Origin of the sequence: Legionella sp. D16C41, assembly GCF_048541585.1 — a bacterium.
Classification (GTDB): Bacteria; Pseudomonadota; Gammaproteobacteria; order Legionellales; family Legionellaceae; genus Legionella_C.
In genome coordinates this window covers 616,454-640,086 of the sequence record NZ_CP183303.1, presented here as the reverse complement: position 1 = coordinate 640,086, position 23,633 = coordinate 616,454, and the positions used below count along the sequence as shown (strand labels likewise).

The window sequence follows — 23,633 nt, the reverse complement described above, 5'->3', positions numbered from 1 at the left end:
GAGGCCAATTATGGGATTTAAATGTGGTATTGTTGGTTTACCTAATGTTGGTAAGTCAACCTTATTTAACGCGCTTACTAAAGCAGGTATTGAAGCTCAAAACTATCCTTTCTGTACTATTGAACCTAATGTAGGTATTGTAACTCTACCAGACTCACGCCTAGATGAATTAAGTAAAATTGTTAAACCACAGCAAACTATACCGACTACTATGCAATTTGTTGATATTGCCGGTATTGTTAAAGGCGCTTCTAAAGGGGAAGGCTTAGGTAATCAGTTCTTAGCAAATATTAGAGAAACGGATGCTATCGCTCATGTTGTACGGTGTTTTGGAACTAATCAATCTGATGTTATTCACGTTGAAGGACGCGTTGATCCCTTAAGTGACATCGAAGTGATTAATACAGAGTTAGCTTTAGCAGATATGGAAACAATTGATAAGGCTTTAATTAAAATCAATAAAAATACTAAAAGTGGAAGCAAAGAGGCACTCGCTGAACAACAACTTCTGCTTAAGGTAAAAGCACATTTGGATGCAGGTTTTCCAGTACGTACCCTCTCTTTTAAACCAGAAGAAGAAACAATTATTAAACGTTTCTTTCTCTTAACAGCAAAGCCTGTGCTTTATATCGCAAACGTTGATGACGAGGGCTATGATAACAATCCTCTGCTTGAAAAAGTGATTAATCTAGCCTTACAAGAAAATGCTAAAGTAGTTGCTCTTTGTGCTGCAACTGAAGCAGAATTGGTAGAATTAGACGAGCCTGATCGATTGGAGCTAATGCAGGGACTGGGTTTAAGTGAACCTGGTTTAAATCGTGTTATTCGTGCTGGCTATGAATTATTAGGCTTACAAACCTATTTCACAGCAGGTGTAAAAGAGGTAAGAGCCTGGACAATTCCTAAAGGTGCAACAGCACCACAAGCGGCAGGCGTCATTCATACTGATTTTGAAAAAGGATTTATTAGAGCAGAAGTTATTGCTTATGACGCATTTATTACCTATGGTGGTGAACAAGGTGCAAAAGAAGCAGGAAAACTTCGCTTGGAAGGAAAAGATTATGTGGTTTGTGATGGCGATGTTATGCATTTCCGCTTTAATGTCTAATATAAAATTAGTGAGAAATGCTATATTAAGTTAATAGTTAATTAAATACGTTTTTCAATTGGATTAATTAATAATTATTTTATACTTTATTACCAATAATACTGTGATTACTTTCAAGCATGCGTGTTTGTAATTCTGCTAAAATTAATTCACCTTGTAGACCATTATTAATAATATCAGCCGAGGTCATATAGCTAATACCAACTGATAAACCTTCCCCTATTTCTGTTTCAACTAACTGCTGGACAGCGTTTTTAATACGCTCAAAAATGACTATACAGCCCTCTTGATTCGCTAAAGGGAGAAAAAAGAACATGCTTCCATTTGATCGAGCAGCTAAGTCACTTTCACGAAATACCTGCTTTAAACTCGTAAATAACTGCCCTAATAAGCGCTCGGAATTTTTTTCACCCTGCAATTCAATAAGCTTATTTTCATTGGTAATTTGCAAAATCATTATACTAAAATAAATTGAGCTATAGCGCTCGGCTAGTTTAGCTTGCCAGGTTAAAACAGATAAAAAAATAGGAAAATCAATCACTTTAAAATAATGACTAAAATTAGTATAGATACTTTTATCAATGCCACGAGCTAAATATTCACCACGGCGTGTTATATGATAATTATAAAGGCGGCGTGCTGTAAAATCTGAAGGGGCGGCAACACGCTGACATACTAAACAAACTAAATCCATTGCAGGCTCGGCAAAAAAATGACCGCAATTATTACATATCTTATCTTCCAAAGGTTTTTCATAATCCACACCTAGCTCTTCAAGTTTGGTATGACACCGAGTACATATTAATCGCTCTTGACGTAAAAACTCAGGTACTTGCGCAATATTTCCACAAGCAAAACAATGAATAAAGCGTTGTGGTTTAATATCAATCGAATGGCAACTAGGACAGCTATTTCTTAAATTAAGTAACCCTGAGCCGCAAGCAGGACAAATTGTTATTTCATCAACTAAGCTGTGGTGAGCTAATAAATCTCTTAATACTAGATCTTCCAAAAACTGCCAATGTTCAAAGCCAGATTCTTCATTTAAAAGCACAGTTAATAAGGGATATTCATAAATGTAGGGTGAGCTTGCACTCTTGTAACCATGTACCAACATATTAGTTCTTGAATATAAATAAATAAGCAAGATTGCTTCTTTATCAGTGGCTTCTAAAACAGCTTTAGATATACTCTTTAAGCGCTCATTAATTTGATTAGCGCAGGTAATGAATGTATTACTATCAGCAGCGCCATCAAAAATATGTTTTAATTTTGGCTCAACATCACCATGGTAAAAAATAGGGAGAAAACGATACTCAGGTCTTTTACGAATTTCTTTTACTAAATCAGGCCAATGTTGCTGAGGCGATTTAGCTAAAATTAATGCGTAAGGAGGTTCTGCAGGAAGATCGGTAATATTTTTTGCCTGATCAACTTCCAAAGGAAAAAGGTTTTTATCATCAATATTATTAATAATCCAAACTGTTCTCTGCTCCATCAGTGCTCCAGTTACCTATACTGTAGTTCTATAAATAGTTTTGATTACCTATTTAATCTAATTAACGCTTAATATACATAAATTATTTACTGTATATATATTGATTTTAGCTAAAGAAAAAATAATTTCCGACAAAAAATCTTACTTTTTAAACTAAAATCAAAAATTACTTAATTTGTTTAGCAATCAATTAGTATCTTAGTTACTAACATACTTATTATTTGTTAGTTAACTTGACATTAATTATTATGGACCTTAGCATTCATGGATTAAATGCTTGAGGATAAAAAATGTCGGTAGACCATTTACGAGCGCTTGTTGCTAACGACTTTGAAGCCGTTAATGCTCTAATTATTGATAAAATACAATCGCAAGTAGGGTTAATTGATGATTTATCACACCATATTGTAGAAAGTGGCGGAAAACGTTTACGTCCTCTGCTTGTATTACTTGCCAGTAATGCTTGTAATTATAAAGGTCAAAATCATATCGCTTTGGCGGCTATGGTTGAGTTTTTTCATACCGCTACCCTATTACATGACGACGTCGTGGATGAATCCAAATTAAGACGAGGAAAAGAAACTGCTAATGAAATCTGGGGAAGTAAAGCCAGTATTTTAGTAGGTGATTATCTTTTTACTCAATCCGTGCAACTACTTGTTGATGTAAAAAATTGGTCTATTCTACGTTTATTTTCAAATACCTCTCATGAAATTAGCTGTGGTGAGGTAAAACAGCTAGTTAACCGCCATAATCCTTTGTTAACTATTGATGATTATCTTGAAGTAATAAAAGCTAAAACAGCCCTCTTATTTGCAGCATCAGCAGCCATAGGCGCTATTTTGGGCGAGGTTGGAGAAGAAATAGAACATGGACTTTATAATTATGGTTTGCATCTGGGCAATGCCTTTCAATTAATTGATGATGCGCTAGATTATTGTGCTGATACTAAAGAAACAGGAAAAAATATTGGTACCGACTTAGCAGATGGAAAAGCAACAATGCCTCTTTTACATGCTCTTAAGCAAGGCACCCTTACTCAACAAGCATTAATAAAACAAAGTTTAAAAGAGGGAAATTTAAATAATCTTCCTGAAATTTTAGCTATTATTGAAGAAACGAAAGCCATTGAATTTACCAAGGAATTTGCTGCAAAAGAAATTGATGCTGCCCTTCTAGCATTAAAAATACTGCCTGATTCTATTTTTAAACAAGCCTTAGAAGAATTAGCAGCATTTGCGCTTGAGCGTACTCACTAGTCTTGCATAAAGTTTTGTGAGTAACACTATACTCTATTAATCGGAGTGTAGCTCAGCTTGGTAGAGCACTGCCTTCGGGAGGCAGGGGTCGCAGGTTCAACTCCTGTCACTCCGACCAAAGGTTTGGGAAATAATGTAGCCTGATTGCAAGCTATGGACTCTTAATCACAAGTTATGAAACTTGGTGAAAAGTCAGATTTGCTTGCAGGCCACGCTACTTCCTGACTTCTTTTTCTTACTTCAAACCAAACATCGTGTAAATCCTCGGGCTTGGTTGCTTATCTTTCTTATTACTTAAATTATGAATCGTTTGCGATAAAACATTATTTTTAGTAATCATTTTTGCGATATTAGTATCCAAATTATTTAATTTAGTATTGAACTCATCTAATATCACGATTGAATGTTCCATGTAAAAATGAGCATCTGCTAAACTTCAAAAAATTCAGCAAATATATAAGACAATAAAATTTTCTATGACAGACCTCGGGCAGCTCTAAATAAAAGTATTAAGACGTAAGGGAGAGTCTTGCATTTCAACTACCCTATTAGGTGTGGGAGCTGAAATGCAGATCATTTTATTGCGAAACCCCGTACCAACTTTAGGAATTATTGTACCTATCTCAGGAACAGTTTGTGCCAACTCTAAAACTAACTGGGGATCGGTGCCCATTTCTTTTTGTAGATATTTAGTAAGAGGGATCAACTCATCTCGATCAGCTAAATTAAATTTACGCTGTATAGAGTATTTGGTTTGATATCCAAACAATATATTCATTATTTCTTTAATGGAACGATAATGTTCTTGAGTCCTGGTATCTTTTAGTGATTGATTCGATTGATAAAATTGATGTAATGAAACATTAAAATGCCGATTCCAATGAGTGATGCGCAAGGTATCTTTCAAGGCATCATAGCCAGTGATCAAACACGCATGCTCAAAATCTCCTTTTTCTGTAACAATAGGCTTTCCGTGAAACTCAGGCTCTGACCTAGTATCAACGCTAAAAAAATTAATGCAAGGCTGTCCCTGTTGTAACTCGTGGATCACGCGTGCTCTAAATTCCTCTTCACTGCCTAGTTCCACTACTTCACTTTCATAGCCTAGTGATTGATTTAATAAAGTTGTTAATTGATCTATTTCTAATAACTCACCTTGTATTGATCCAAGATACTTAGATAATTGTCGAATAGATACTCCACTTTTCTCTTGCCCATAAACCCCTTTAGAGTTTTTGAACACAGGAACAGCAGGATAATGATTCTTATGTGCAAAAAAACGATCAACAGAGGCGATGACCGTTAGCTTACAGGTTGCTCCGTACTGTTGAACCATTTCATCTGGAGAGAATGGAAGCATCACTGATTTTTTCTGTAATTCTTCAAGATTGACAGATGGTTCAGCAGAGTTATTAATCACTTTAAACTGGATTTCTGTAGGTGGAGAAACTACTTCAGATGAAGTGTTATTTTCTTCAGAATCAGTTCGATTATTTGAGCCAAATAAAGTATTAGCTATACCTAACATAATATTACATCCTATAATAATTAATTTGCGTTATAAGCCATTTAGCTTAAAAATTATTAATAACCTATCTGAAATCGATGTCATAGGCCAAAATAGAAATTTTTGGTTTATATTTAACCAATTGCCTAGTTCAGAATAGTTGGTGAAAAAATCAAGAGAAATTCCGTTGCGAAACTTACCTATTTTGGCTGAAGTCAACGAATCGTTACTTTGATAAAATTAAGTTTAATTTATGCTTCAGCCCTATCTTCATAATATTCATAATTTTTTGATCATTTTATCAAAATTATCCTCTAAATCGAAATTTGAAATCATATTTTTATTTTAAAATTTTGGGATTGTATAGTAAGGCTCTTAAACTAAGCAAATTGTAGAAGTCAGCCTATATTTCTGCTAACTACTTATATAGAATACCTCAAACAATTATCCAAGGACGAAAACATGGTTGAGGTTACTAATTTAAAACGTGGAGACATTATTATTATAAAATTTAATGGTGTCCCTTATCATGCTGTTATATATGCACCAAACCCTGAGCAAATTGGTGACGTTATCCATATGGGCTATGGACTTAAAAGATCAGGCTTAATTAGAAGCACATTAGCACATACTATTTATTTTCATCATGAATTAAAAAATACAGGTAATCTTTTCCACCCATGGCAAAAAAACAAAATTGAAACTCAAGTTATTCGCAGTAAAACCTTAAGCGGTGAAGAAATTGCAAACCAAGCAGAGTGTTGGTTAAAACAAGGTATACTTTATGACGAAAAAAGGTTAATGGATGCGCTAATAAATAAGGATAAAGACCCTGACACAAGTATTGAAGCCCAAGCAAACAATGTATTTCAATATTTGAAATTTGCGGCAAGGCGGGAAACGGCGCCCATTAAAAATCCTATCTTCCCTCATCCCATTTCAAGTTTTGCTGCAGGCATAGGAGTAATACTAACAATACCTTCATACAATTTGTATAAACCATTCATCAAACTTGGTTTTCATTTAATGGACAAAGGAACGGCTTATGAAGGACGACCTAAAGGTTTTTCATGTGCAGGATTTGTCTTAGCATGCATAGGTGCTGCCGCTCTAAAAGATGAAATCAAGGCCATCACTCCTGAAGGTGGTTGGGTATCATTTAAACATGGCAGTATGCCCGAAGATAAAAAGAGTAACTATGCGATAAATTTACAAAAAATAAGCAACAACTTAAACGCAAATAATACTAAACATCCAGGACTACATACCTTACTAAGTGAAGAGCAAATTAAAAATTTTAATATTGACCACTACACCCATAAGTTAACTCCATTTTTGGCAAATTTAAATCCACAACGACCTAGTATCAAATCATTTATGGCAGGGATTGAGAAAGATAAAGAAAATTGGGAGGATCTCGGACCACTTAGCGAAATTAAACTCGGAAAAACAATATTATCTACCAGTAAAGTATTCAACAAAGAAGAATATAAAGTTGAAAATAAAAAACTACTGCAAGATATCAAAGAAAATCGAGAACAATTTAAGAAAGATTTTGGTAATTCAGCTTTTCAACATGAAAAATATTCTCCTCCTTCTTTTTTCAAACGTTTTATTGCTAAGGCTTTTGGTGAAGAGATTTCAGATATTGCCAACAAACAAACGCTTAAATTAAGCAACTAAAATTAGTTAAAATAGGAAGCAATAAGATATGCATTCGATATGCACCGATAATCATTCAGTACCAACTCATCCATTTTTATCTTTATCGACTGAGATTAAATTTAGTGTATTAAATAATACAGATATTGACGAGGCGGTAGAATGTCTTGCCGAATCGTTTAGTGAAGCTGAGCCTATGACACACGCACTAAACATTTCAGTAACTGAATTTAGTATTTTTGCCCGCTATCTCTGTGAGAAAGCTATAAATAATTCATTAAGTTTGGTAGCCAGAGATAAAACAAATAATAAACTGATCGGCTGTAGAATTTCTGAACCTTTAATAACAAAAGACGATGAACTGCCAGAATTATCAGCAAAATTCTTCCCCATTTTTGCATTGCTTAAAGCAGTATCTGCACCATTACCTATTATTCCATATCCTAAAAAAGTTGCACATTTCGTTACACTAGCAGTAAATAAACATTATCAAGGACGTGGACTTGCAAAACAATTATTAGCTTTACAATTACATTTTTTAAAACGTTTAGGATATGATTATTTTAGTGCTGAATTTACAAGCCCACGAAGTTATCAAGCAATAAAAAGTATTTTATCTAGCGAAATTGAATATACACATGTTATTGAGTATAAAAATTTTATATATAACGGCCACTACCCTTTTGCTAACCTAACCGGTCAAGCAATAGGTTGTTTAAGTAAAATTGATTTACTTAAACCAGATTTGGCGGAATGGGTAAATAAGCAACAAATTAACTTATGAGTTAGATAGTCTCACTAAGTTGCCCCAAAATAATGGCTACAGTAATGTATCGCAACTTAATAGTTTGGGTCCAAAGCCCAAACTATGCTTACTACCTAGAAATTGCTCTCACCTATAACTTATATTAACTTTAATTGGATTCACATTTTTACTAATTAAATGTTTCTTTATTAGACCTCTTGCCTAACCCTTCCATCATTCAAGATTTTTTAGTTTCCCGTTTCTCAGCAGAATTTATATCGTCTGTTCAGACGGGTAAATATGATGTAAATGAGATTGATGAGCAAGGTAATACTATACTACATATAATAGCTAATAAAACAACTTTCTCTGTATATGGTCTCGCACTCTTTTTAAAGGCCGGAATTAATCCAATTACACAAAATCGTCAAGGAAAAACTGCTGTAGATACTTTTTTAGATCTTAATCATGACAGAGATATTATTTTTTCTTACTATCAATTACTTGAAAAATATTATCCTGATGGAAAATTACTTACTAAACTATTAAAAAGCCACCCTGATATTGTGGGCTGTAAAAAAAATGGCTTAAATTTATTAGCTGTTCCGGCTGCATTAAATAGTGAAGAAAAAACATTTGTTGATCAACTAGTAAAGGAATTAAAAAAAGCTTACAAAGATCCTGATATTACCTATTTAGAAACTCAAAGTGCTATTCTGAAAGAAAACGTCATTTATGAACAAGATGCAAATCAAAAACTAAAAAAGTCCTTAGTGTTGGCAGAAATTAAAGCGCGTAGTAATAGTAACTTGGTTTTTTTTACACATAACGCATCAAATTTAGAGCTTTCGCCAGAAGCTTGTTCAACGAACATAATAGGCCCTAATTAACCTCTGCACAGGGAAAAATAGAAAAACTGTTCAATGCGGAATCTAACTTAAATTTCTCCTTTGGATTCCGCCGACAAGCCGGCGTTGTTGCATATATTATGAGGTTTAGTTAAAACAAAGACTAGATAAAAAAAGGTGGCATTACAAACCTAAAGAGTATAACTTCAGCAGCTTTAGCTTGAGTGTAGGCCTGCGGGCCGAAACCTGGGTTTCACGTCGTTTCACCCAGGCTACTTGCTACTTGCTATGTTTAAGTTTTAAACCCTTGTATGTTCAAAGCAGAGGTGCGTTTGAGCCCTTTTTGGAACGTTGTTGGACATGGATGTCCAACATCGAGCCGCAAGGATGGTTTCGGCGATTCCAAAAAAGGCTCAAATGCACCTCTGCCTGCCTCGATCTAATCGATTTATCCTGACGGCTATGGGCCCAAGGCCCGGCCTACAATTGCTGACAACTCTCTGGGCACTGACAGAGGGCTAAAATTAATTCAAATTCATTTTAAACTCTACGTGAATATCTTCTTCAGGGTCATTTTTAGCACTTACTAACGACGATGAATTATTTATAACCCTAGTAACATTAGGATCAGAGACAACTACATTTTGCTTAGGCAATCCGAGGGTAGAGAATAACATTTTTGTACTGTTAGCAAGTGCATTTTCCTTATTAGAATTATTTAATAGCTCAATTTGCTGCTGAAAATTAGCTGTAACAGTATGATGATTTATTTGTGGTGACGCTAACGCTTGCTCAGGTATTTTACTAGTAAGCATACCTAAAATTATTTTTTCTACTGTATCTTTACTTGGGCCTTTAGTTGCCATATGTTTGTCATTAAGAATAATTGCTGCACTCGAATTAGGTAATAATTGATTAATCCCTTCAGCAGTTTTGTAATTGACCATATGATCGTTTATGCAGGAAATTAAACTAATTGGAATTTGATTATATAAAGATAAATTTTTGCTAATATTATCGGTCAAGTTAAATCCATTCATATCTGTTTTAAAAAATTGGTTAAGTACTTCAAGTGAGCAACCGTCTAAACCCATAATCATATAGTCTAGTTTATCTGAGGATAATCCTATTTTCTTTATTAAATAATTAATACCCTTCATAATCGGTATAAGTTGACGATGATAATTTCTTAACAATTTTCCTAAATAGCTATTAAGTAACTTCTCATTTTCTTCTGAATAAAGAGGAGCAAGATTAATAACGATACTTTGAATATAATCATCTTTATCCTGAATTTTACCATCTAATAATTTGTTTAAAGCTAACTTTATGTGATGATAATTAGGATGGTGCTTAAAATTATCCTCTAAATATTGCCTCGAATACTCCTTCTCTCCTGCACCATTTGGACCAACGAGAGAAATAATTTGCTTTAAGTGGATAGTTGCATCATTGATTACCCATTGTGGCCTATGCAGAGGAATATCCATTGCAGTTAAGCTTCCGAAAGAGCCACCATAAACTCGTAAATCCATAGGTTGATTAGGACATAATTCCTCTTTTACATTTTCTACAACATTTGCTGCGATTTCAGTGAAATTATACATACTATATTCTTCATCAATATCGTTAGCAGTATCACTACTATCACAACCGAGAGGGTCAAAAAGAATAACATTAGGTAAAGGAATTTGCAGCGCTTTGGCTTGCTTTTCTAATTGGTTGGTAAAAGCTTCAGTTGAAGCAAGGCCAAAACCTGGCCCGCCCGGAATACATAAAAGATATGGCCTAGAAGCAAAAGATTCATCTGCCGCTAGTACTTTGCAATTAATTTTACGTCCATTAATTAGCAGGTATTTAGCAAAAACTGTTTTCATTTTTTCCTTAAAACTTAATATCCTAACGCCAAAAATTTTACTAATTTTTCGCTTTAATTAATGTTTTTCCACCCATATAAGGTTGTAAAGCAGCAGGAATATGAATGTTACCATCCTGGTCTTGATAGTTTTCCATAATAGCCACTAAGGTACGGCCAACTGCTAATCCTGAGCCATTTAAAGTATGCACTAATTCAATTGAAGAATCGTTTAATCGATAACGCGCTTTCATACGACGAGCCTGGAACGACTCCATATTAGAACAAGAAGAAATTTCCCGATAAGTATTCTGACTTGGTAGCCAAACTTCTAAATCATAAGTTTTAGCAGAACCAGCGCCTAAGTCTCCTGTACATAAAGTAACGATTCGATAAGGTAATTCTAGGCGTTGTAAAATAACTTCTGCATGTTGAGTTAATTTTTCCAACACTTCATAAGATGACTCAGGAGTCGTAACCCACACTAACTCAACTTTTTCAAATTGATGTTGTCGAATCATTCCTTTGGTATCACGGCCATAAGAACCTGCTTCACTCCTAAAGCAAGGTGAGTGGCAAGCATATTTTAAGGGTAAGTACTCAATTGGTGTAATAGTATTGCGAACAGTATTGGTAACTGGAATCTCAGAAGTGGAGGTTAAATAATATTGCTCATCCCCTTTTATTTTAAATAGATCTTTCTCAAATTTAGGAAGTTGACCTGTACCCAATAAACTATCGGCATTAACAATATAAGGTACATAAATTTCTTTATACCCATGCTCTTGAGTATGAATATCTAACATAAATTGAATTAAAGCACGATGTAATCTTGCTAATTCATGTTTCATAACTACAAAACGACTACCAGCTATTTTTGCTGCTAATTCAAAATCCAGTTGCCCTAATGCTTCACCTAATTCATCATGTGATTTAACAGGAAAATTAAACTGCGGCACACTACCCCAGCGTTTAATTTCAACATTTTCATTCTCATCTGCACCCACAGGAACAGTTTCATGAGGTATATTTGGTAAAGTTAATAATAAAGCATCTAAATCACTTAAAACTTGTTCAAGTTCAGCTTTTTTTTGATTTAGTTCTTGACCTAAGTGACTAACAGAATTTAATAAAGCAGAAACATCTTCACCGCGACCTTTGGCAAAACCAATTTCTTTAGAACGCTGATTACGTTCATTTTGTAAAGATTGCGTCGCAACTTGCAACGACTTACGCTGCTCTTCCAGTTTTATATACGCATCAACATCAAATATAAATCCTCTTTTGCCTAACGCACGCGCCACATACTCAGGGTTTTCACGTAATAAATGCGGATCTAACATTACTGTACCTCAATATTTTCTAATTTAACCAATATCCATATCTGCAAGCCAATGCAAAACACGTCCTGGTTCTAATTGATCCCGAAAATGACTTAAAACACTATTTACAATAGTTGGCTCATCACAAAACTCAATAACCATAGGTAGATTTAAGTGCATGTCCATTATTGTAGCCTCACGTAACTTGCCTGAATGGCCAAATCCTTTAACCCCACGAAATATAGTAGCGCCTTTAATTTTATTCTGATGCAAATAATTATAAATGGACATTAGTAAAGGTGAATCCTCACTCAAATAGATACGTGCCACTTTCACTTGCATTAAAAACCTCCTCCAATCCATCGCCCGACATGTATTCCTAAAAATGCTAATGATAAAGAAAAGATATTATTTAGTAAAATATTTGCGCAAGCGAGAAGACTATTTCCACTTTCAAATAATGCCCAGGTCTCCCATGAGAAACTTGAAAACGTAGTGTATGCGCCTAAAAAACCGACAACTAAAAAAAGTCGCCAAAGATCACTAACAGCGAACCGCTCTAAAAGTATTATCATGATGAAACCAGCTAAAAAAGAGCCTACACTATTAACAATTAAAGTGCCGAAGGGAAAACGCATTCCCAGTATAGATTGGGCTAATGTCACACTTGCAAAACGCGCAATAGCACCAACCGCACCACCAAAAGCAACTATTATAATAGTTAACATAATATTATCTAACGATTCCACGCACTGAATTATTTAAAGCATCAATCATAGGTATTACTTCAGGGCAGTCTTGTTGCATCACTTCTAGTTCTGCAACAGCTTGCTGAACTGTTAGTCCCTTACGAAAAATGATTTTATAAGCACGACGCAAATAATCAATTGCGGTTGATGAAAATCCACGTCTTCTTAAGCCCACTGTATTGATACCACAAGCGGAGGTTGTATGGCCTGCAATCATAACATAAGGTAAAACATCTTTAGTTACATAGGTTGCTCGTGCCACAAATGCATAAGCACCAACATGACAAAATTGATGAATTGCAGCATAAGCTCCAATAATTGCATAATCATTGAGAATAACATGGCCCGATAAAGCAGAATAATTAACCATTATGGTGTAATTTCCTACCATACAATCATGACCTACATGAGAATAAGCCATAAAGAAATTGTGATTGCCTATGCATGTTAAGCCACCGCCTTTTACTGTACCCCGGCTAATCATACAATACTCACGAATAATATTATTATCACCAATTTCTAAACGGGTTGGCTCACCTTTATAAGTTACGTCTTGAGGCTCATCGCCAATTGAGGCAAATTGGAAAATTTTATTATTTTTACCAATTATAGTCGGACCTTGTATTACTACATGTGGCCCAATCCAGGTGCCTTCTCCAATTTCCACATCAGCACCAATGTAGCTACCTGGGCCTACTGATACTCCTTCTGCTAATTTTACAGATGGGTGGATCATTGCACGTTCATCTATCACTTTTCACTTCCTTCGCTGCACTCATTAAATCTGCGGAACAAGCAAGCTTGTCGCCCACAAAAGCCTCACCATGCATACGCCAAAAATCACGTTTTTGCCCAATTAACTTTACCTCAAGTCGCAGTTGATCACCCGGTATAACAATTTGTTTAAATTTAGCATTGTCAATTCCAGCAAAAAAGTAGAGGAATTCATGTCCTTCTTTAGGTTCACGAGATAAATTTGATAAAATAGCGCTAGCTTGTGCTAATGCTTCAAGCATCATAACGCCAGGCATAATTGGGTTACCAGGAAAATGACCCATAAAAACAGGTTCATTAATAGTTACATTTTTACTAGCTATTAAATAGTCGAACGCTTTATATTCCATTACTCTATCAACCAGAATAAAAGGATAGCGATGTGGTAATAGTTCAAGTATTTTTATTATGTCTATAGGCTCACTCATATTGCTATCTCTCACTTAAATCAAATTATTTGAACTGTTAACAACAAAATAGTACATTTAGCCTTAATACAATAAGGTTTGCAGCGTATATCCTGTACGCTTATTATCGAGCACAATAATAACACTAGGCTTATAAACATTCACCTAATGGCGTCAACTTAGGAGAATTTTTATGTAGGTTGATCCTTGACCACATATTCACATAGCTATCGTTTGTCCAAGACCTAACCTACATAAGCTTAAATTGATACCATTAAAGACGCGCCTTGGTTTAAGTAAATCCTCTTGAGCAGTTGCTTAGGCTTAGACTAAATTAAATCTTAAGTATTTAAAAAATAACGGACAAGAGTACGCGTTATGCAATAAACATCTTTTCAAACTGCTATTAAGACAGCCAAACTCCATAGAAAAAACAACTGCTAAGTACTTATGTAATTCTTATAAACAATACTTTTTCAATTCTTTTTTCTAAAGAACTTGTCTCATCTTTAATAGTTTGGAAAGAGGTCTAGTAAAGCGCTAGTCAATTATTAAAATTATTTATAGTTACAGAACTTTTAAAGAGCTATTAAAATTAAACAATTAATATCGAATTGTAAAATAAAATTAATGCTATAGCAGTGACACGCAGGTAACTGCTATATGGCAGTAATTTAAATTTACAAATTATTATGAGTTATATTCAATTAATTTCTTTAATAATTTGATCAGTGATATCTAATTTAGAGGTGCTAAAAGGCGCTGCATCTTTCTGTAGAACAAGATCATATTTGCCACTTTCAGCCACTTTAGAGATAGCTTTTCTTATCCTTGAATAAAGATCCTCCATTGCTTCATTATGAGCAGTACTTAGCTCTTGCTGATATTGTTGCCCTTCGCGCTCGAACCGTTGTTGGTTTGATACAATCTTCTTCTCAAGTTCTTTCTTTTGATTTTGGCTCATTATCGTGCTATCACGCTTAAATTTCTCCATATCTTTTTTTAAATCATCTTCCATAGATACGAGTTTATCACGGCGAGGTTTAAAATCTTTTTCTAACTTCTGCTGAATAGCTTTCATTTGATTCGAAGTTTGCATAATTTTTTGCAAATCAACTACAGCGATTCTTGCATCCTCAGCAAATGCAGTTAAGGTCCCTAAACTCATTAATATTGCAATAAGGAAACTACCAACACGCTTCATATTTTTTCTCCAAGTTGAAAGATGTCCATGCTATCATAATTTAATCTACGTTGCGAAGATACTGATGGTAAAATCTAGCTAGTTTATTGGCTTTGCTCACTGCTGAAAGTTATACAAAGCCAAGATAAATTACTTTAATTTTTAGCCTTTAAAAAGCTGATGATAAAGTGAATTGGAATAATTGCGTATCATCACCTGGTTGTTTATTTAATGGCTTAGCCACGCTAAATGCTAAAGGACCAAAAGGCGAGCGCCATTCAAGAGATAATCCTGCTGAATAGCGAACAGGGCCTGAATCAGTCCCAGATAATAAGGGTGGAATACCGCGCGAAAATACATTACCAGCATCCATAAAGGCTGTTGTTCTAATCGTTTCACGGCTAAAAGGATAAGGTAAAATTAAACCAATACTACCATTGACTAAGAAATTAGATCCTAATGCTTGACCATAACTATCTTTAGGGCCTAAAGAAAAACTTTGGAAACCTCTTACCATACCTGGCTGTGATATACCACCTGCATAAAAGTTTTCAAAAAATGGTAACACATCTTTATTAATGCCATTTCCATAACCTATATTACCAAACATAGATAAGATAAAGCCGCGTATCAATGGATAATAAAGGTGTGCTGAGTAAGTCAGTTTATAATATGAAAATGAATCTGAATTAGCTGGCAGTGCTAATAAGCCCGTAAATTGTTGATTTAAACCTCGGGTAGGATAAGGAAATTGATCATAAGTATTTCGATTCCAACCACCTGTTAAGCGGATTTCATTAAAATTACGACCATATAAATTAACAAAATTTTGAATCTGTGGAACAACCCCTACTGATTTAATAGTTAGATTTTGAAATCCATAACCAAATTGTAAATTACTGATTTCACTTAAAGCTATATTGTAACTAATATCTCCACCAACGCGATCAGCAGAATAAGAACTTACATCAAGGTGGTCAGGGTCAACACGTTGATAATATAAGTTAAAACCTCTACCTATACCAGTTTGTGTATAAAACGGATTATAGTAATTAAAAGCATATTCTTGACCCCAATAGCTTGCATTAAAATTTACTCCAACAGCGCGGCCTGTACCCATAAAATTATGTTGGTTGAATGAGGCATTAAATTGTGGACCATTAGTACCATAACCTAGTGATGCACTTGCTTCAGCAGAAGGCGCTTCCTCAACTTGTACATCTAAATCAACTTGATTATTAGCACCTGGCACAGGGGTCGTAGTGATATTAATGTTTTTTAAATAACCTAAAAGACGTAGCTTTCGCTCAGATTCTTTTATGTTATGTAATGATAATAAAGAACCTTCGTCTTGTCGGATAATATTACGTAAAACATAGTCACCTGTTTTCGTATTACCATGAAAATTAATCCGGCGCACATAAACATGCCTACCTGGATTAACGATGAAAGTAATAAAAACTGTTTTATTTTCCTCATCAATTTTAGGCTCTGCATTAATTGCGGGGAAACCAAAACCCTTATCGCCAAGTGCAAGTCCAATAGCAGAAATACTTTCCGTTACCTTTTTACGTGAAAAAACATCGCCTTTTCTTATTTGAACAAGAGACGCTATTTGCTCTTTAGGTAAAATCGCTTTTCCCATAACATCATAGCCTGCGAATCGATATTGCGGCCCTTCATCAACATGAATATTAATAAAAACATCTTTCTTATCTGGTGATAACATCACCTGTGACGAGATAATATTAAACTTTAAGTAGCCTCTATCAAGATAAAAGGAACGTAAAGCTTCTAAAGAGGTATCCATAGCAGATTTAGCGTACTGATCCTTTTTAGAAAAATAAGTAAAAACGTTACTTGTTGACAGAGACATTTGGGATAATAATTCACCACTTGAAAAATCATGATTGCCTATAAATTTAATTTCGCGAATACGAGAAACTCGGCCTTCAGAAATTGTCACTGTAATAGCAACACGATTTTCAGTCAGTGAGGTAATTTTAGTATCAATAAAAGCATTATATTTACCGCGTGCATTATAAGCTTGCTTAAGTTCTTTTTCTAATCTTTCTAATGCAGAACGCTGAAACACACGTCCTTTAACTAAATTCATCTGCTTTAGAAGTTCCTTCATTTTGTCAGAAGGAATTTCTTTATTACCGACAACATTTATGGAGCCAATTGTAGCGCGCTCGATAACATTGACAATTAATGTATTACCTTGCCTCTCTAAAGAAACTGATTGAAAGAAGCCAGTATCATATAAGGCACGAATAATTTCTCCTGTTGTGTCTGGCCCTACTTCTTCCCCGACCTGGATGGGTAAATAATTTAAAACTGTTCCAACAGTTACACGTTGTAAACCTACAACTTTAATATTACGAACGACAAACCCTTCTGCATGAGCATTAATTGACCATGCAAGTAAAGTTGAACAGAAAACGCTGACTACTCTTTTTTTACTGACTTTCTTCATTATTATTTTACGCCCAGCACATCATTAAAAATGATCGTTTTGAATTTAATTTGTTTAACTTAAAATTGCTATTGAGTTACATTTCCAAGGAAATTGGGTATTTGCATCCCTTTTATAGGAACTAACTTGTTCTGTCAAGAAAAGCAAAAGTCACTTATGTAATAATCTTGCAAGATCATTGCTTAATCCCAGCCCCATTAAAGTAATTAATAAGACTAAACCTATGCAAAAACCAAGTGATTTTGCAGCATCAGATAAAGGCTTACCACGAATAATCTCAATCACATAATATAAAAGATGTCCGCCATCAAGCATGGGGATTGGCAATAAATTGAGTACACCTAAACTAATACTGACAAGCGCTAAAAAGGATAAATAGTAGGTAAACCCGCTACGGGCTGACTCGCCTGCACCCTGAGCTATACCAACTGGACCACTAACATTTTGCCAAGCTAACTTGCCAGTAAAAAATCGAGTGATTAAAGAAAAAGTGGCGCCAATTAAATTAGTAGTCTGCTTAAATGAAGTTACTACGGCATGTGTTGGTGATTCTCGATCGTATCTAAGCCATTGTTTAGGCCAATCTACCTTTTGTGAACGAACTCCTAAAAATCCAGTTACCTGACCGTTTTTCTCTTGGCTAGCAACCGTTAAATTAATATTTAAAATATCTTTACCACGCAAAATAGTTAGCGTCAGTGGCTTGTTTGGATTTTTGGCCACATAATTTACTAAGTTTAACCAATCATCTAGCAATTTATTATTGAGCTTTTTAATATAATCGCCTGGTTGAAGCCCTGCTTTTTGTGCTGGCGAATTCATAACTACTTCACCTACTATAGGTGGAATTTTAGGAATAAAAGGCACAATCCCTAAGCCTGCCAATGGGTCTGGGTTATTAGTATCTAATTTCCAACTCGCCATAGGAAGATAAACTATTCTCTGTTGGCCAGATTTAAGCGCTTTTAAGGTTAACTTAATTGAGTCATCACTCCCAATGAGCGGCATTAATGCATATTGAAAATCCCGCCAACTTTTTATAGGAGTATCATTAAAAGCTATAATTTCTTCTTCTGTTGTTATTCCTGCAAAGGCTGCTGGACTATTAGGCTTTACCGTATCAATTATTGGTGCCAGTGAATAAATTCCAATAATTAAAACTAACCATAAAGCTACAAAAGCAAATAAAAAATTAAAAATAGGGCCTGCTATAACAACTGCAATACGCGACAACACTGGTTTATTATTAAAAGCTAAATGACGCTCTTCAGTAGGAACCTCATCTTCACTTTCATCAAGCATTTTAACGTAGCCACCTAAAGGCAGAATAGACCAGACGAATTCTGTTCCATGTCTATCACGCCACCTTGCAAGTACTTTACCAAACCCAAATGAAAAACGTAGTACTTTTACGCCACAGGCACGAGCTACTAAAAAATGTCCGTATTCATGTACCGTAATCAATAGGACAAGTGCAATAATAAAATATATTAGAGTTAGAAACATAATTATATCCCGGGTGCAAAAATACACATGCCCCAATAAAAGAATGGTACTGCCGCTATTAAACTATCTAATCTATCTAGTATGCCTCCATGACCCGGTAAAAGATGGCCTGTATCTTTTACATGTCTTCGACGCTTGAGCATACTAATAAAGAGATCGCCAAATAAAGCAACTAAAGTCATTCCAACAGCAATAATAAACCAGTTAGCAACAAAATGAGGTTGGAAAATAAAATAGCCTACTACACTTACTAATAAAGTTAATAAAAACCCACCAAAAAAACCTTCTATGGTTTTACCTGGGCTTACCTGGGGAATCAATTTATGGCGTCCACAAAATTTGCCCATTAAATAGGCGCCAATATCAGCAGCCCATACAAGAAATAGAAGATAAACAACTAACATCCGTCCCTTATTTAATACAAAAATAGACATTAAACCTTGACCAAATAGCGGTAAAAACAAAATACCTAATAATCCTATTATAATAGGATAAGACCATAATTTTTGTAATTTAGGATACTGCTGTATTAATATAAATATTAAAAACCATATAACTAAACTTGTATAAAGCCAATAAGTATAGAACCAAGGTAGTATTAAAAAGCTAATAACAATACTTATTAGATAAATTATTTTCTCAACATTTTTAGCTATAGGAATTAATTGCAACCACTCTAAACTACAGCCTAAAACTAATATCAGTATGACACCATTTAATATCAAATAACTACTGTAATAAATGCCAATAAGTACTAAAGGAATTAATATTAAGGTAGTCAACAACCTTTGTCTAAACATGGATTATCTCAGTTAATTGTTGAGAAGTTTTACCATAACGACGCTCACGTTGCCCAAAACTTACTAATGCTTTTTCAAATTCTTCAGCAGTAAAATCAGGCCAATAGGTTTGGGTAAAATATAATTCTGTATACGCTAATTGCCAGAGAAAAAAATTACTAATTCTATGCTCTCCACTGGTACGAATAAATAAATCTGGCTCAGGTAAATCATTCATATTGAGATAATTGGTAAAGATAGTTTCATCAATATCATCAATTGCTAAATGACCATTTAAGACTTCTTTGGCTATAAGTTTTGTAGCATTTACAATATCCCAACGCCCGCCATAATTAATGACTATATTTAATATCAAGCTCTTATTTTTAATAGTAAGCTCTTCAGCTTGCTGCATTTGTTCTTGTAATAAAGCTGATAGCGTATCTCTGGAGCCTGTAAAGCGTACGCGTATATTACGCTCATGTAACTCATTTACTTCATGATGTAATGCTTTTAAAAAAAGTGACATGAGAAATTCAACTTCTTTTTCCGGACGTGCCCAGTTTTCACTACTAAATGCAAATAAGCTTAACACGGGAATAGAGTGCTCAAGGCAGCAACGAATTATAGTTTTAACTGTTTCTACACCGGCACGATGACCTTCAAAGCGTAATAATCCTCGCGCTTCAGCCCAACGTCCATTGCCATCCATTACAATAGCTACATGCTTGGGTAATCTTTTTTTCAACCAAATTCTTCCGACAACTATTAATGTATCTAGTTTAACCGCTTTGCATCAAAATATTAAGTACTAAGCTAAGACAATCATTATAATTAATATAAATTCACTATACCTAAATTACTTAATTTAAATCTTTTTCCCTTAGGTCTAATATGCTTATACTTGCTGCTTTAATTTAAATACTATAGCATCGTTTACCTAGCTTTATAAAAGTATACAAAACACTGGAGTAAATGGTTTAACGCTAAATAAATAACGCTTAAAATATAAGTGCACTCATCTTACTTCTACTAAATTAGCTTTGGAGTTTAAAATGTTTCAGCGAAAACCCCTGGTTTTAATGATCCTTGATGGCTGGGGTTATCGTGAAGAAAAAATATATAATGCTATTGCTGCTGCAAAAACGCCACAATGGGACGCCTGGTGGAAGCATTATCCCCATATGCTTTTAAATGCATGCGGTAAAAGTGTAGGACTACCTGATTTACAAATGGGTAATTCTGAAGTTGGCCATATGCACATTGGTGCTGGCCGAATCATTTATCAAGACTTTACACGTATTAATGAAACTATCGATTCAGGTAATTTTGCCGCCAATCCAAGTTTAATTAATGTCATTAATGATATGAAATATAGTGGACGAGCCCTACATGTTATGGGCTTATTATCGCCAGGTGGAGTCCATAGTCACGAAAATCACTTATTCGCTTTTTTAGCATTATGTCATCAATTAAATTTTAACAATGTTTATTTACATTTATTTTTAGATGGGCGAGATACTCCACCTCAAAGTGCTTTAAATAGCATACTTGCTCTTAATGCTTGCTTAGCTAAGTATCCAGTAGCAACTATTGTTTCAATTAGCGGCCGCTATTTTGCTATGGATAGAGATAAACGGTGGGAACGTATTGAACCTGTTTATGACTTATTAACCAAAGCAAAAGCAGATAGGACTTTCCTTGATCCTGTTACAGCTATTAAAACGTTTTACAAAGAACAAAAATACGATGAATTCATTCCACCTACTGTAATTGGCGCTGGTAAAAAACTAGAGGATGGTGATTCAATTTTCTTTTTTAATTTTCGTGCCGATCGAGCTCGTCAACTTACGCAAGCCTTTATTGATCCTAATTTCAATGCTTTTCCACTTAAAGTAAAGCCTCTATTATCTCATTTTATTACTATGACTAGCTATGCAAAAAATCTACCCACTGAAATAGCTTTCCCACCTATAAAGATGAATAATACTTTTGGCGAGGTTATCGCAGCGCATGGTCTAAGCCAACTTCGTATTGCAGAAACAGAAAAATATGCTCATGTAACTTTCTTCTTTAATGGTGGGTCAGAACAAGTTTTTCCAAATGAAGATCGTATTTTAATCCCCTCACCCCGTATATCTACTTATGATTTAAAGCCCGAGATGAGCGCAAAAGAATTGACTCAGGCTTTAGTAGATGCAATTAACAGCGATGATTATGATGTTATTATTTGTAATTATGCAAATGCTGATATGGTTGGTCACACTGGCGATTTTGCTGCCACCATACACGCTATAGAATGTTTAGATGCCTGTATGCGACAGGTTGGCCAGGTTGTTTTAGCTAAAAAAGGCGCTTTACTGATTACAGCTGATCATGGCAATGCTGAAATGATGTTTGATACCACAACTAATCAAGCCTATACAGCTCATACTTGTCAACCTGTGCCACTTTTATTTGTTGGTGACGGTTGGCATTTTACCGAGGTCAATGGTAGCTTAAGTGATATTGCTCCTACTCTATTAGCTTGGCTTGAGATAAATAAACCAGCTGAGATGACTGGAAAGTCATTAATAGTTCGAAAAGACTAATTATAGATTTATTAGGAAATTATTAGTGCTTAATTATGGATAACTAAATGATTACTCATAAGCTCTTCTTTAAATTTATCGTACCCTATCATTTATTATTCTTCATATTATTTAGTGTTATTACTTTCTCATTTGCGAGTAACAATCCAAAAGTTGCAGAAACAGCAGATAAACTTAAACAATTAACAGTGCAGATTAAAAAGCTGCAGCAAAAACTTGCTAATGCTGCAGATAAAAAAAGTACTTTAGATCAAGAACTTTCTCGTACTGAGAAAAAAATTAATGTCAATGCGCAGAAGTTACAACTTGCCCAACAGGAACTAACAATTAGACAACAAAAAATTGCAGACTTTGCTCAGCAAGTAAAAGAAATTAACCTTACCTTAAAAAAACAACAGGATTTATTAGCAGAACATATACGAGTTAGATATAAAATGGGGGAATATCAGCCCCTTAAATGGATAATAAACCAAAATGACCTATTTTATATAAGTAGGTTACTGACCTATCATCAATATTTAGCTTATTCGCGCCAACAAGTAATTGATAAAATTAATACAACTAAAGCTAGATTGGCTCAAAATCAAGCCGCTTTAAAATCAGAAATAGTCAAAAAACGTGCCCTACAAGCGCAATTAGTTTCTTATCAAGAGAAATTAGAACGCCATAAAAAATACCATGCGGTTGTTATAAAAACGCTTGATGCCGATATCCAAACTAAACAGCAAACCTTATTAGAATATGAACATAATAAAGAGAACTTAGCCAAGTTACTAGCTAACTTAACTGCGCAAGCAACAAGCTTTAAACAAAAGTTACCTCCATTTACCTATATGCGCCATAAGCTACGATTTCCTGTTCAGGTTGACAAAAAAAATTATGAAGTAATGAACCAGGGCATAACTTTTTTTGCTAATGAAGGTGCACCTGTTTATTCGGTCTATGCAGGAAAAATTGTTTTCAGTGACTGGTTAAACGGCTATGGTCTATTATTAATTATTGATCATGGCCAAGGGTTTATGTCGTTATATGCTCATAATCAATCTTTGTATAAAAAACAAGGTTCAATCGTTGAACAAGGTGAACAAATTGCCGCTGTAGGCCATACAGGTGGAATAAAGCAAAACGGGCTATACTTTGAAATAAGGCAACGTGGTAAGGCAGTTTCACCGCTTGGTTGGTTATCTTAAGTAAAATTAAATACTAGAGATTGTTATTTAATCTAGTTAAATCTCAACAATACAAATTAAGCTCCAGAAGACATTTATAAAATTAACTAGTTTATTAACAATAACTTTGCTAGTAGTGAACAGCTGGCATCTATATTGCTTTCTTCAACTTATAGACTACGTTATAGGAAA

General features: G+C 34.6%; 20 protein-coding genes and 1 tRNA gene. 8 read left to right on the top strand and 13 right to left on the bottom strand.

What is annotated here, in order from left to right:
• The first annotated feature begins 10 nt into the window (after window positions 1–10).
• Window positions 11–1,108, top strand: coding sequence for a redox-regulated ATPase YchF (gene ychF / locus ACNVED_RS02860; protein WP_419420254.1), 1,098 nt, complete (start codon window positions 11–13; stop codon window positions 1,106–1,108).
• Between the two features lie 79 nt (window positions 1,109–1,187).
• Here the strand turns inward: ychF and ACNVED_RS02855 are convergent, their stop codons facing one another.
• Window positions 1,188–2,606, bottom strand: coding sequence for a diguanylate cyclase domain-containing protein (locus ACNVED_RS02855; RefSeq protein WP_419420253.1), 1,419 nt, complete (start codon window positions 2,604–2,606; stop codon window positions 1,188–1,190).
• A gap of 290 nt (window positions 2,607–2,896) precedes the next feature.
• Between ACNVED_RS02855 and ACNVED_RS02850 the strand changes: the two genes are divergently transcribed.
• Both ACNVED_RS02850 and ACNVED_RS02845 read left to right on the top strand, forming a co-directional pair.
• Window positions 2,897–3,865: a polyprenyl synthetase family protein gene (locus tag ACNVED_RS02850; protein WP_419420252.1), complete on the top strand. Its 969-nt coding sequence runs from the start codon at window positions 2,897–2,899 to the stop codon at window positions 3,863–3,865.
• 41 nt (window positions 3,866–3,906) lie between these two features.
• A tRNA-Pro gene (locus ACNVED_RS02845) sits at window positions 3,907–3,983 on the top strand.
• Between the two features lie 378 nt (window positions 3,984–4,361).
• Here ACNVED_RS02845 and ACNVED_RS02840 read toward each other — a convergent pair.
• On the bottom strand, window positions 4,362–5,393 hold the full coding sequence (locus ACNVED_RS02840; RefSeq protein ID WP_419420251.1) for a hypothetical protein: 1,032 nt from the start codon (window positions 5,391–5,393) through the stop codon (window positions 4,362–4,364).
• A 441-nt stretch (window positions 5,394–5,834) separates the two neighbouring features.
• On the opposite strand from ACNVED_RS02840, the gene ACNVED_RS02835 reads away from it, so the two are divergent.
• The 3 genes from ACNVED_RS02835 to ACNVED_RS02825 all read left to right on the top strand — a co-directional run bounded on the left by ACNVED_RS02835 (window position 5,835) and on the right by ACNVED_RS02825 (window position 8,669).
• Complete coding sequence (locus ACNVED_RS02835) at window positions 5,835–7,055, top strand: hypothetical protein (RefSeq protein WP_419420250.1); 1,221 nt, start codon at window positions 5,835–5,837, stop codon at window positions 7,053–7,055.
• A gap of 28 nt (window positions 7,056–7,083) precedes the next feature.
• Window positions 7,084–7,818, top strand: coding sequence for a GNAT family N-acetyltransferase (locus ACNVED_RS02830; RefSeq protein ID WP_419420249.1), 735 nt, complete (start codon window positions 7,084–7,086; stop codon window positions 7,816–7,818).
• Window positions 7,819–7,997: 179 nt separating this feature from the next.
• Complete coding sequence (locus ACNVED_RS02825) at window positions 7,998–8,669, top strand: hypothetical protein (RefSeq protein ID WP_419420248.1); 672 nt, start codon at window positions 7,998–8,000, stop codon at window positions 8,667–8,669.
• Between the two features lie 482 nt (window positions 8,670–9,151).
• Here ACNVED_RS02825 and ACNVED_RS02820 read toward each other — a convergent pair whose 3' ends face one another.
• The 11 genes from ACNVED_RS02820 to ACNVED_RS02770 all read right to left on the bottom strand — a co-directional run bounded on the left by ACNVED_RS02820 (window position 9,152) and on the right by ACNVED_RS02770 (window position 20,429).
• Window positions 9,152–10,504 (bottom strand): alpha/beta fold hydrolase, encoded by a 1,353-nt coding sequence (locus tag ACNVED_RS02820; RefSeq protein WP_419420247.1) that lies wholly within the window; start codon window positions 10,502–10,504, stop codon window positions 9,152–9,154.
• 40 nt (window positions 10,505–10,544) lie between these two features.
• Window positions 10,545–11,825 carry a serine--tRNA ligase gene (serS, locus tag ACNVED_RS02815; protein WP_419420246.1) on the bottom strand — a complete coding sequence of 427 codons (1,281 nt, stop codon included), beginning with the start codon at window positions 11,823–11,825 and terminating at the stop codon, window positions 10,545–10,547.
• 24 nt (window positions 11,826–11,849) lie between these two features.
• Window positions 11,850–12,146, bottom strand: a complete 297-nt coding sequence (locus ACNVED_RS02810; RefSeq protein ID WP_419420245.1) for a DUF190 domain-containing protein — start codon at window positions 12,144–12,146, stop codon at window positions 11,850–11,852.
• Window positions 12,146–12,532 carry a fluoride efflux transporter CrcB gene (crcB, locus tag ACNVED_RS02805; protein ID WP_419420244.1) on the bottom strand — a complete coding sequence of 129 codons (387 nt, stop codon included), beginning with the start codon at window positions 12,530–12,532 and terminating at the stop codon, window positions 12,146–12,148. Before crcB ends, ACNVED_RS02810 begins: the two co-directional genes overlap by 1 nt.
• Window positions 12,533–12,536: 4 nt before the next feature.
• A complete protein-coding gene (lpxA, locus tag ACNVED_RS02800; protein ID WP_419420243.1) occupies window positions 12,537–13,307 on the bottom strand; it encodes an acyl-ACP--UDP-N-acetylglucosamine O-acyltransferase in 771 nt (256 codons plus the stop codon).
• Complete coding sequence (gene fabZ / locus ACNVED_RS02795) at window positions 13,297–13,755, bottom strand: 3-hydroxyacyl-ACP dehydratase FabZ (protein WP_419420242.1); 459 nt, start codon at window positions 13,753–13,755, stop codon at window positions 13,297–13,299. The genes lpxA and fabZ overlap by 11 nt, the downstream gene beginning before the upstream one ends.
• A 682-nt stretch (window positions 13,756–14,437) precedes the next feature.
• Complete coding sequence (locus ACNVED_RS02790) at window positions 14,438–14,938, bottom strand: OmpH family outer membrane protein (RefSeq protein ID WP_419420241.1); 501 nt, start codon at window positions 14,936–14,938, stop codon at window positions 14,438–14,440.
• Window positions 14,939–15,086: 148 nt separating this feature from the next.
• On the bottom strand, window positions 15,087–17,396 hold the full coding sequence (bamA, locus tag ACNVED_RS02785) for an outer membrane protein assembly factor BamA (protein WP_419420240.1): 2,310 nt from the start codon (window positions 17,394–17,396) through the stop codon (window positions 15,087–15,089).
• Between the two features lie 150 nt (window positions 17,397–17,546).
• On the bottom strand, window positions 17,547–18,902 hold the full coding sequence (rseP, locus tag ACNVED_RS02780) for an RIP metalloprotease RseP (RefSeq protein WP_419420239.1): 1,356 nt from the start codon (window positions 18,900–18,902) through the stop codon (window positions 17,547–17,549).
• 2 nt (window positions 18,903–18,904) lie between these two features.
• Window positions 18,905–19,702 carry a phosphatidate cytidylyltransferase gene (locus tag ACNVED_RS02775; RefSeq protein WP_419420238.1) on the bottom strand — a complete coding sequence of 266 codons (798 nt, stop codon included), beginning with the start codon at window positions 19,700–19,702 and terminating at the stop codon, window positions 18,905–18,907.
• On the bottom strand, window positions 19,695–20,429 hold the full coding sequence (locus ACNVED_RS02770; protein WP_419420237.1) for an isoprenyl transferase: 735 nt from the start codon (window positions 20,427–20,429) through the stop codon (window positions 19,695–19,697). Before ACNVED_RS02770 ends, ACNVED_RS02775 begins: the two co-directional genes overlap by 8 nt.
• Window positions 20,430–20,736: 307 nt before the next feature.
• Between ACNVED_RS02770 and gpmI the strand changes: the two genes are divergently transcribed.
• Window positions 20,737–22,272 (top strand): 2,3-bisphosphoglycerate-independent phosphoglycerate mutase, encoded by a 1,536-nt coding sequence (gpmI, locus tag ACNVED_RS02765; protein ID WP_419420236.1) that lies wholly within the window; start codon window positions 20,737–20,739, stop codon window positions 22,270–22,272.
• A 47-nt stretch (window positions 22,273–22,319) separates the two neighbouring features.
• Window positions 22,320–23,462 (top strand): murein hydrolase activator EnvC family protein, encoded by a 1,143-nt coding sequence (locus ACNVED_RS02760; protein ID WP_419420235.1) that lies wholly within the window; start codon window positions 22,320–22,322, stop codon window positions 23,460–23,462.
• The last annotated feature ends 171 nt before the right edge of the window (window positions 23,463–23,633 follow it).

Excerpts from the sequence above, each read along its gene's own strand:
- ychF (WP_419420254.1), top strand. The coding sequence starts at position 11 with ATGGGATTTAAATGTGGTATTGTTGGTTTACCTAATGTTGGTAAGTCA.
- ACNVED_RS02855 (WP_419420253.1), bottom strand. The coding sequence starts at position 2,606 with ATGGAGCAGAGAACAGTTTGGATTATTAATAATATTGATGATAAAAAC.
- ACNVED_RS02850 (WP_419420252.1), top strand. The coding sequence starts at position 2,897 with ATGTCGGTAGACCATTTACGAGCGCTTGTTGCTAACGACTTTGAAGCC.
- ACNVED_RS02840 (WP_419420251.1), bottom strand. The coding sequence starts at position 5,393 with ATGTTAGGTATAGCTAATACTTTATTTGGCTCAAATAATCGAACTGAT.
- ACNVED_RS02835 (WP_419420250.1), top strand. The coding sequence starts at position 5,835 with ATGGTTGAGGTTACTAATTTAAAACGTGGAGACATTATTATTATAAAA.
- ACNVED_RS02830 (WP_419420249.1), top strand. The coding sequence starts at position 7,084 with ATGCATTCGATATGCACCGATAATCATTCAGTACCAACTCATCCATTT.
- ACNVED_RS02820 (WP_419420247.1), bottom strand. The coding sequence starts at position 10,504 with ATGAAAACAGTTTTTGCTAAATACCTGCTAATTAATGGACGTAAAATT.
- serS (WP_419420246.1), bottom strand. The coding sequence starts at position 11,825 with ATGTTAGATCCGCATTTATTACGTGAAAACCCTGAGTATGTGGCGCGT.
- ACNVED_RS02810 (WP_419420245.1), bottom strand. The coding sequence starts at position 12,146 with ATGCAAGTGAAAGTGGCACGTATCTATTTGAGTGAGGATTCACCTTTA.
- crcB (WP_419420244.1), bottom strand. The coding sequence starts at position 12,532 with ATGTTAACTATTATAATAGTTGCTTTTGGTGGTGCGGTTGGTGCTATT.
- fabZ (WP_419420242.1), bottom strand. The coding sequence starts at position 13,755 with ATGAGTGAGCCTATAGACATAATAAAAATACTTGAACTATTACCACAT.
- ACNVED_RS02790 (WP_419420241.1), bottom strand. The coding sequence starts at position 14,938 with ATGAAGCGTGTTGGTAGTTTCCTTATTGCAATATTAATGAGTTTAGGG.
- bamA (WP_419420240.1), bottom strand. The coding sequence starts at position 17,396 with ATGAAGAAAGTCAGTAAAAAAAGAGTAGTCAGCGTTTTCTGTTCAACT.
- rseP (WP_419420239.1), bottom strand. The coding sequence starts at position 18,902 with ATGTTTCTAACTCTAATATATTTTATTATTGCACTTGTCCTATTGATT.
- ACNVED_RS02775 (WP_419420238.1), bottom strand. The coding sequence starts at position 19,702 with ATGTTTAGACAAAGGTTGTTGACTACCTTAATATTAATTCCTTTAGTA.
- gpmI (WP_419420236.1), top strand. The coding sequence starts at position 20,737 with ATGTTTCAGCGAAAACCCCTGGTTTTAATGATCCTTGATGGCTGGGGT.
- ACNVED_RS02760 (WP_419420235.1), top strand. The coding sequence starts at position 22,320 with ATGATTACTCATAAGCTCTTCTTTAAATTTATCGTACCCTATCATTTA.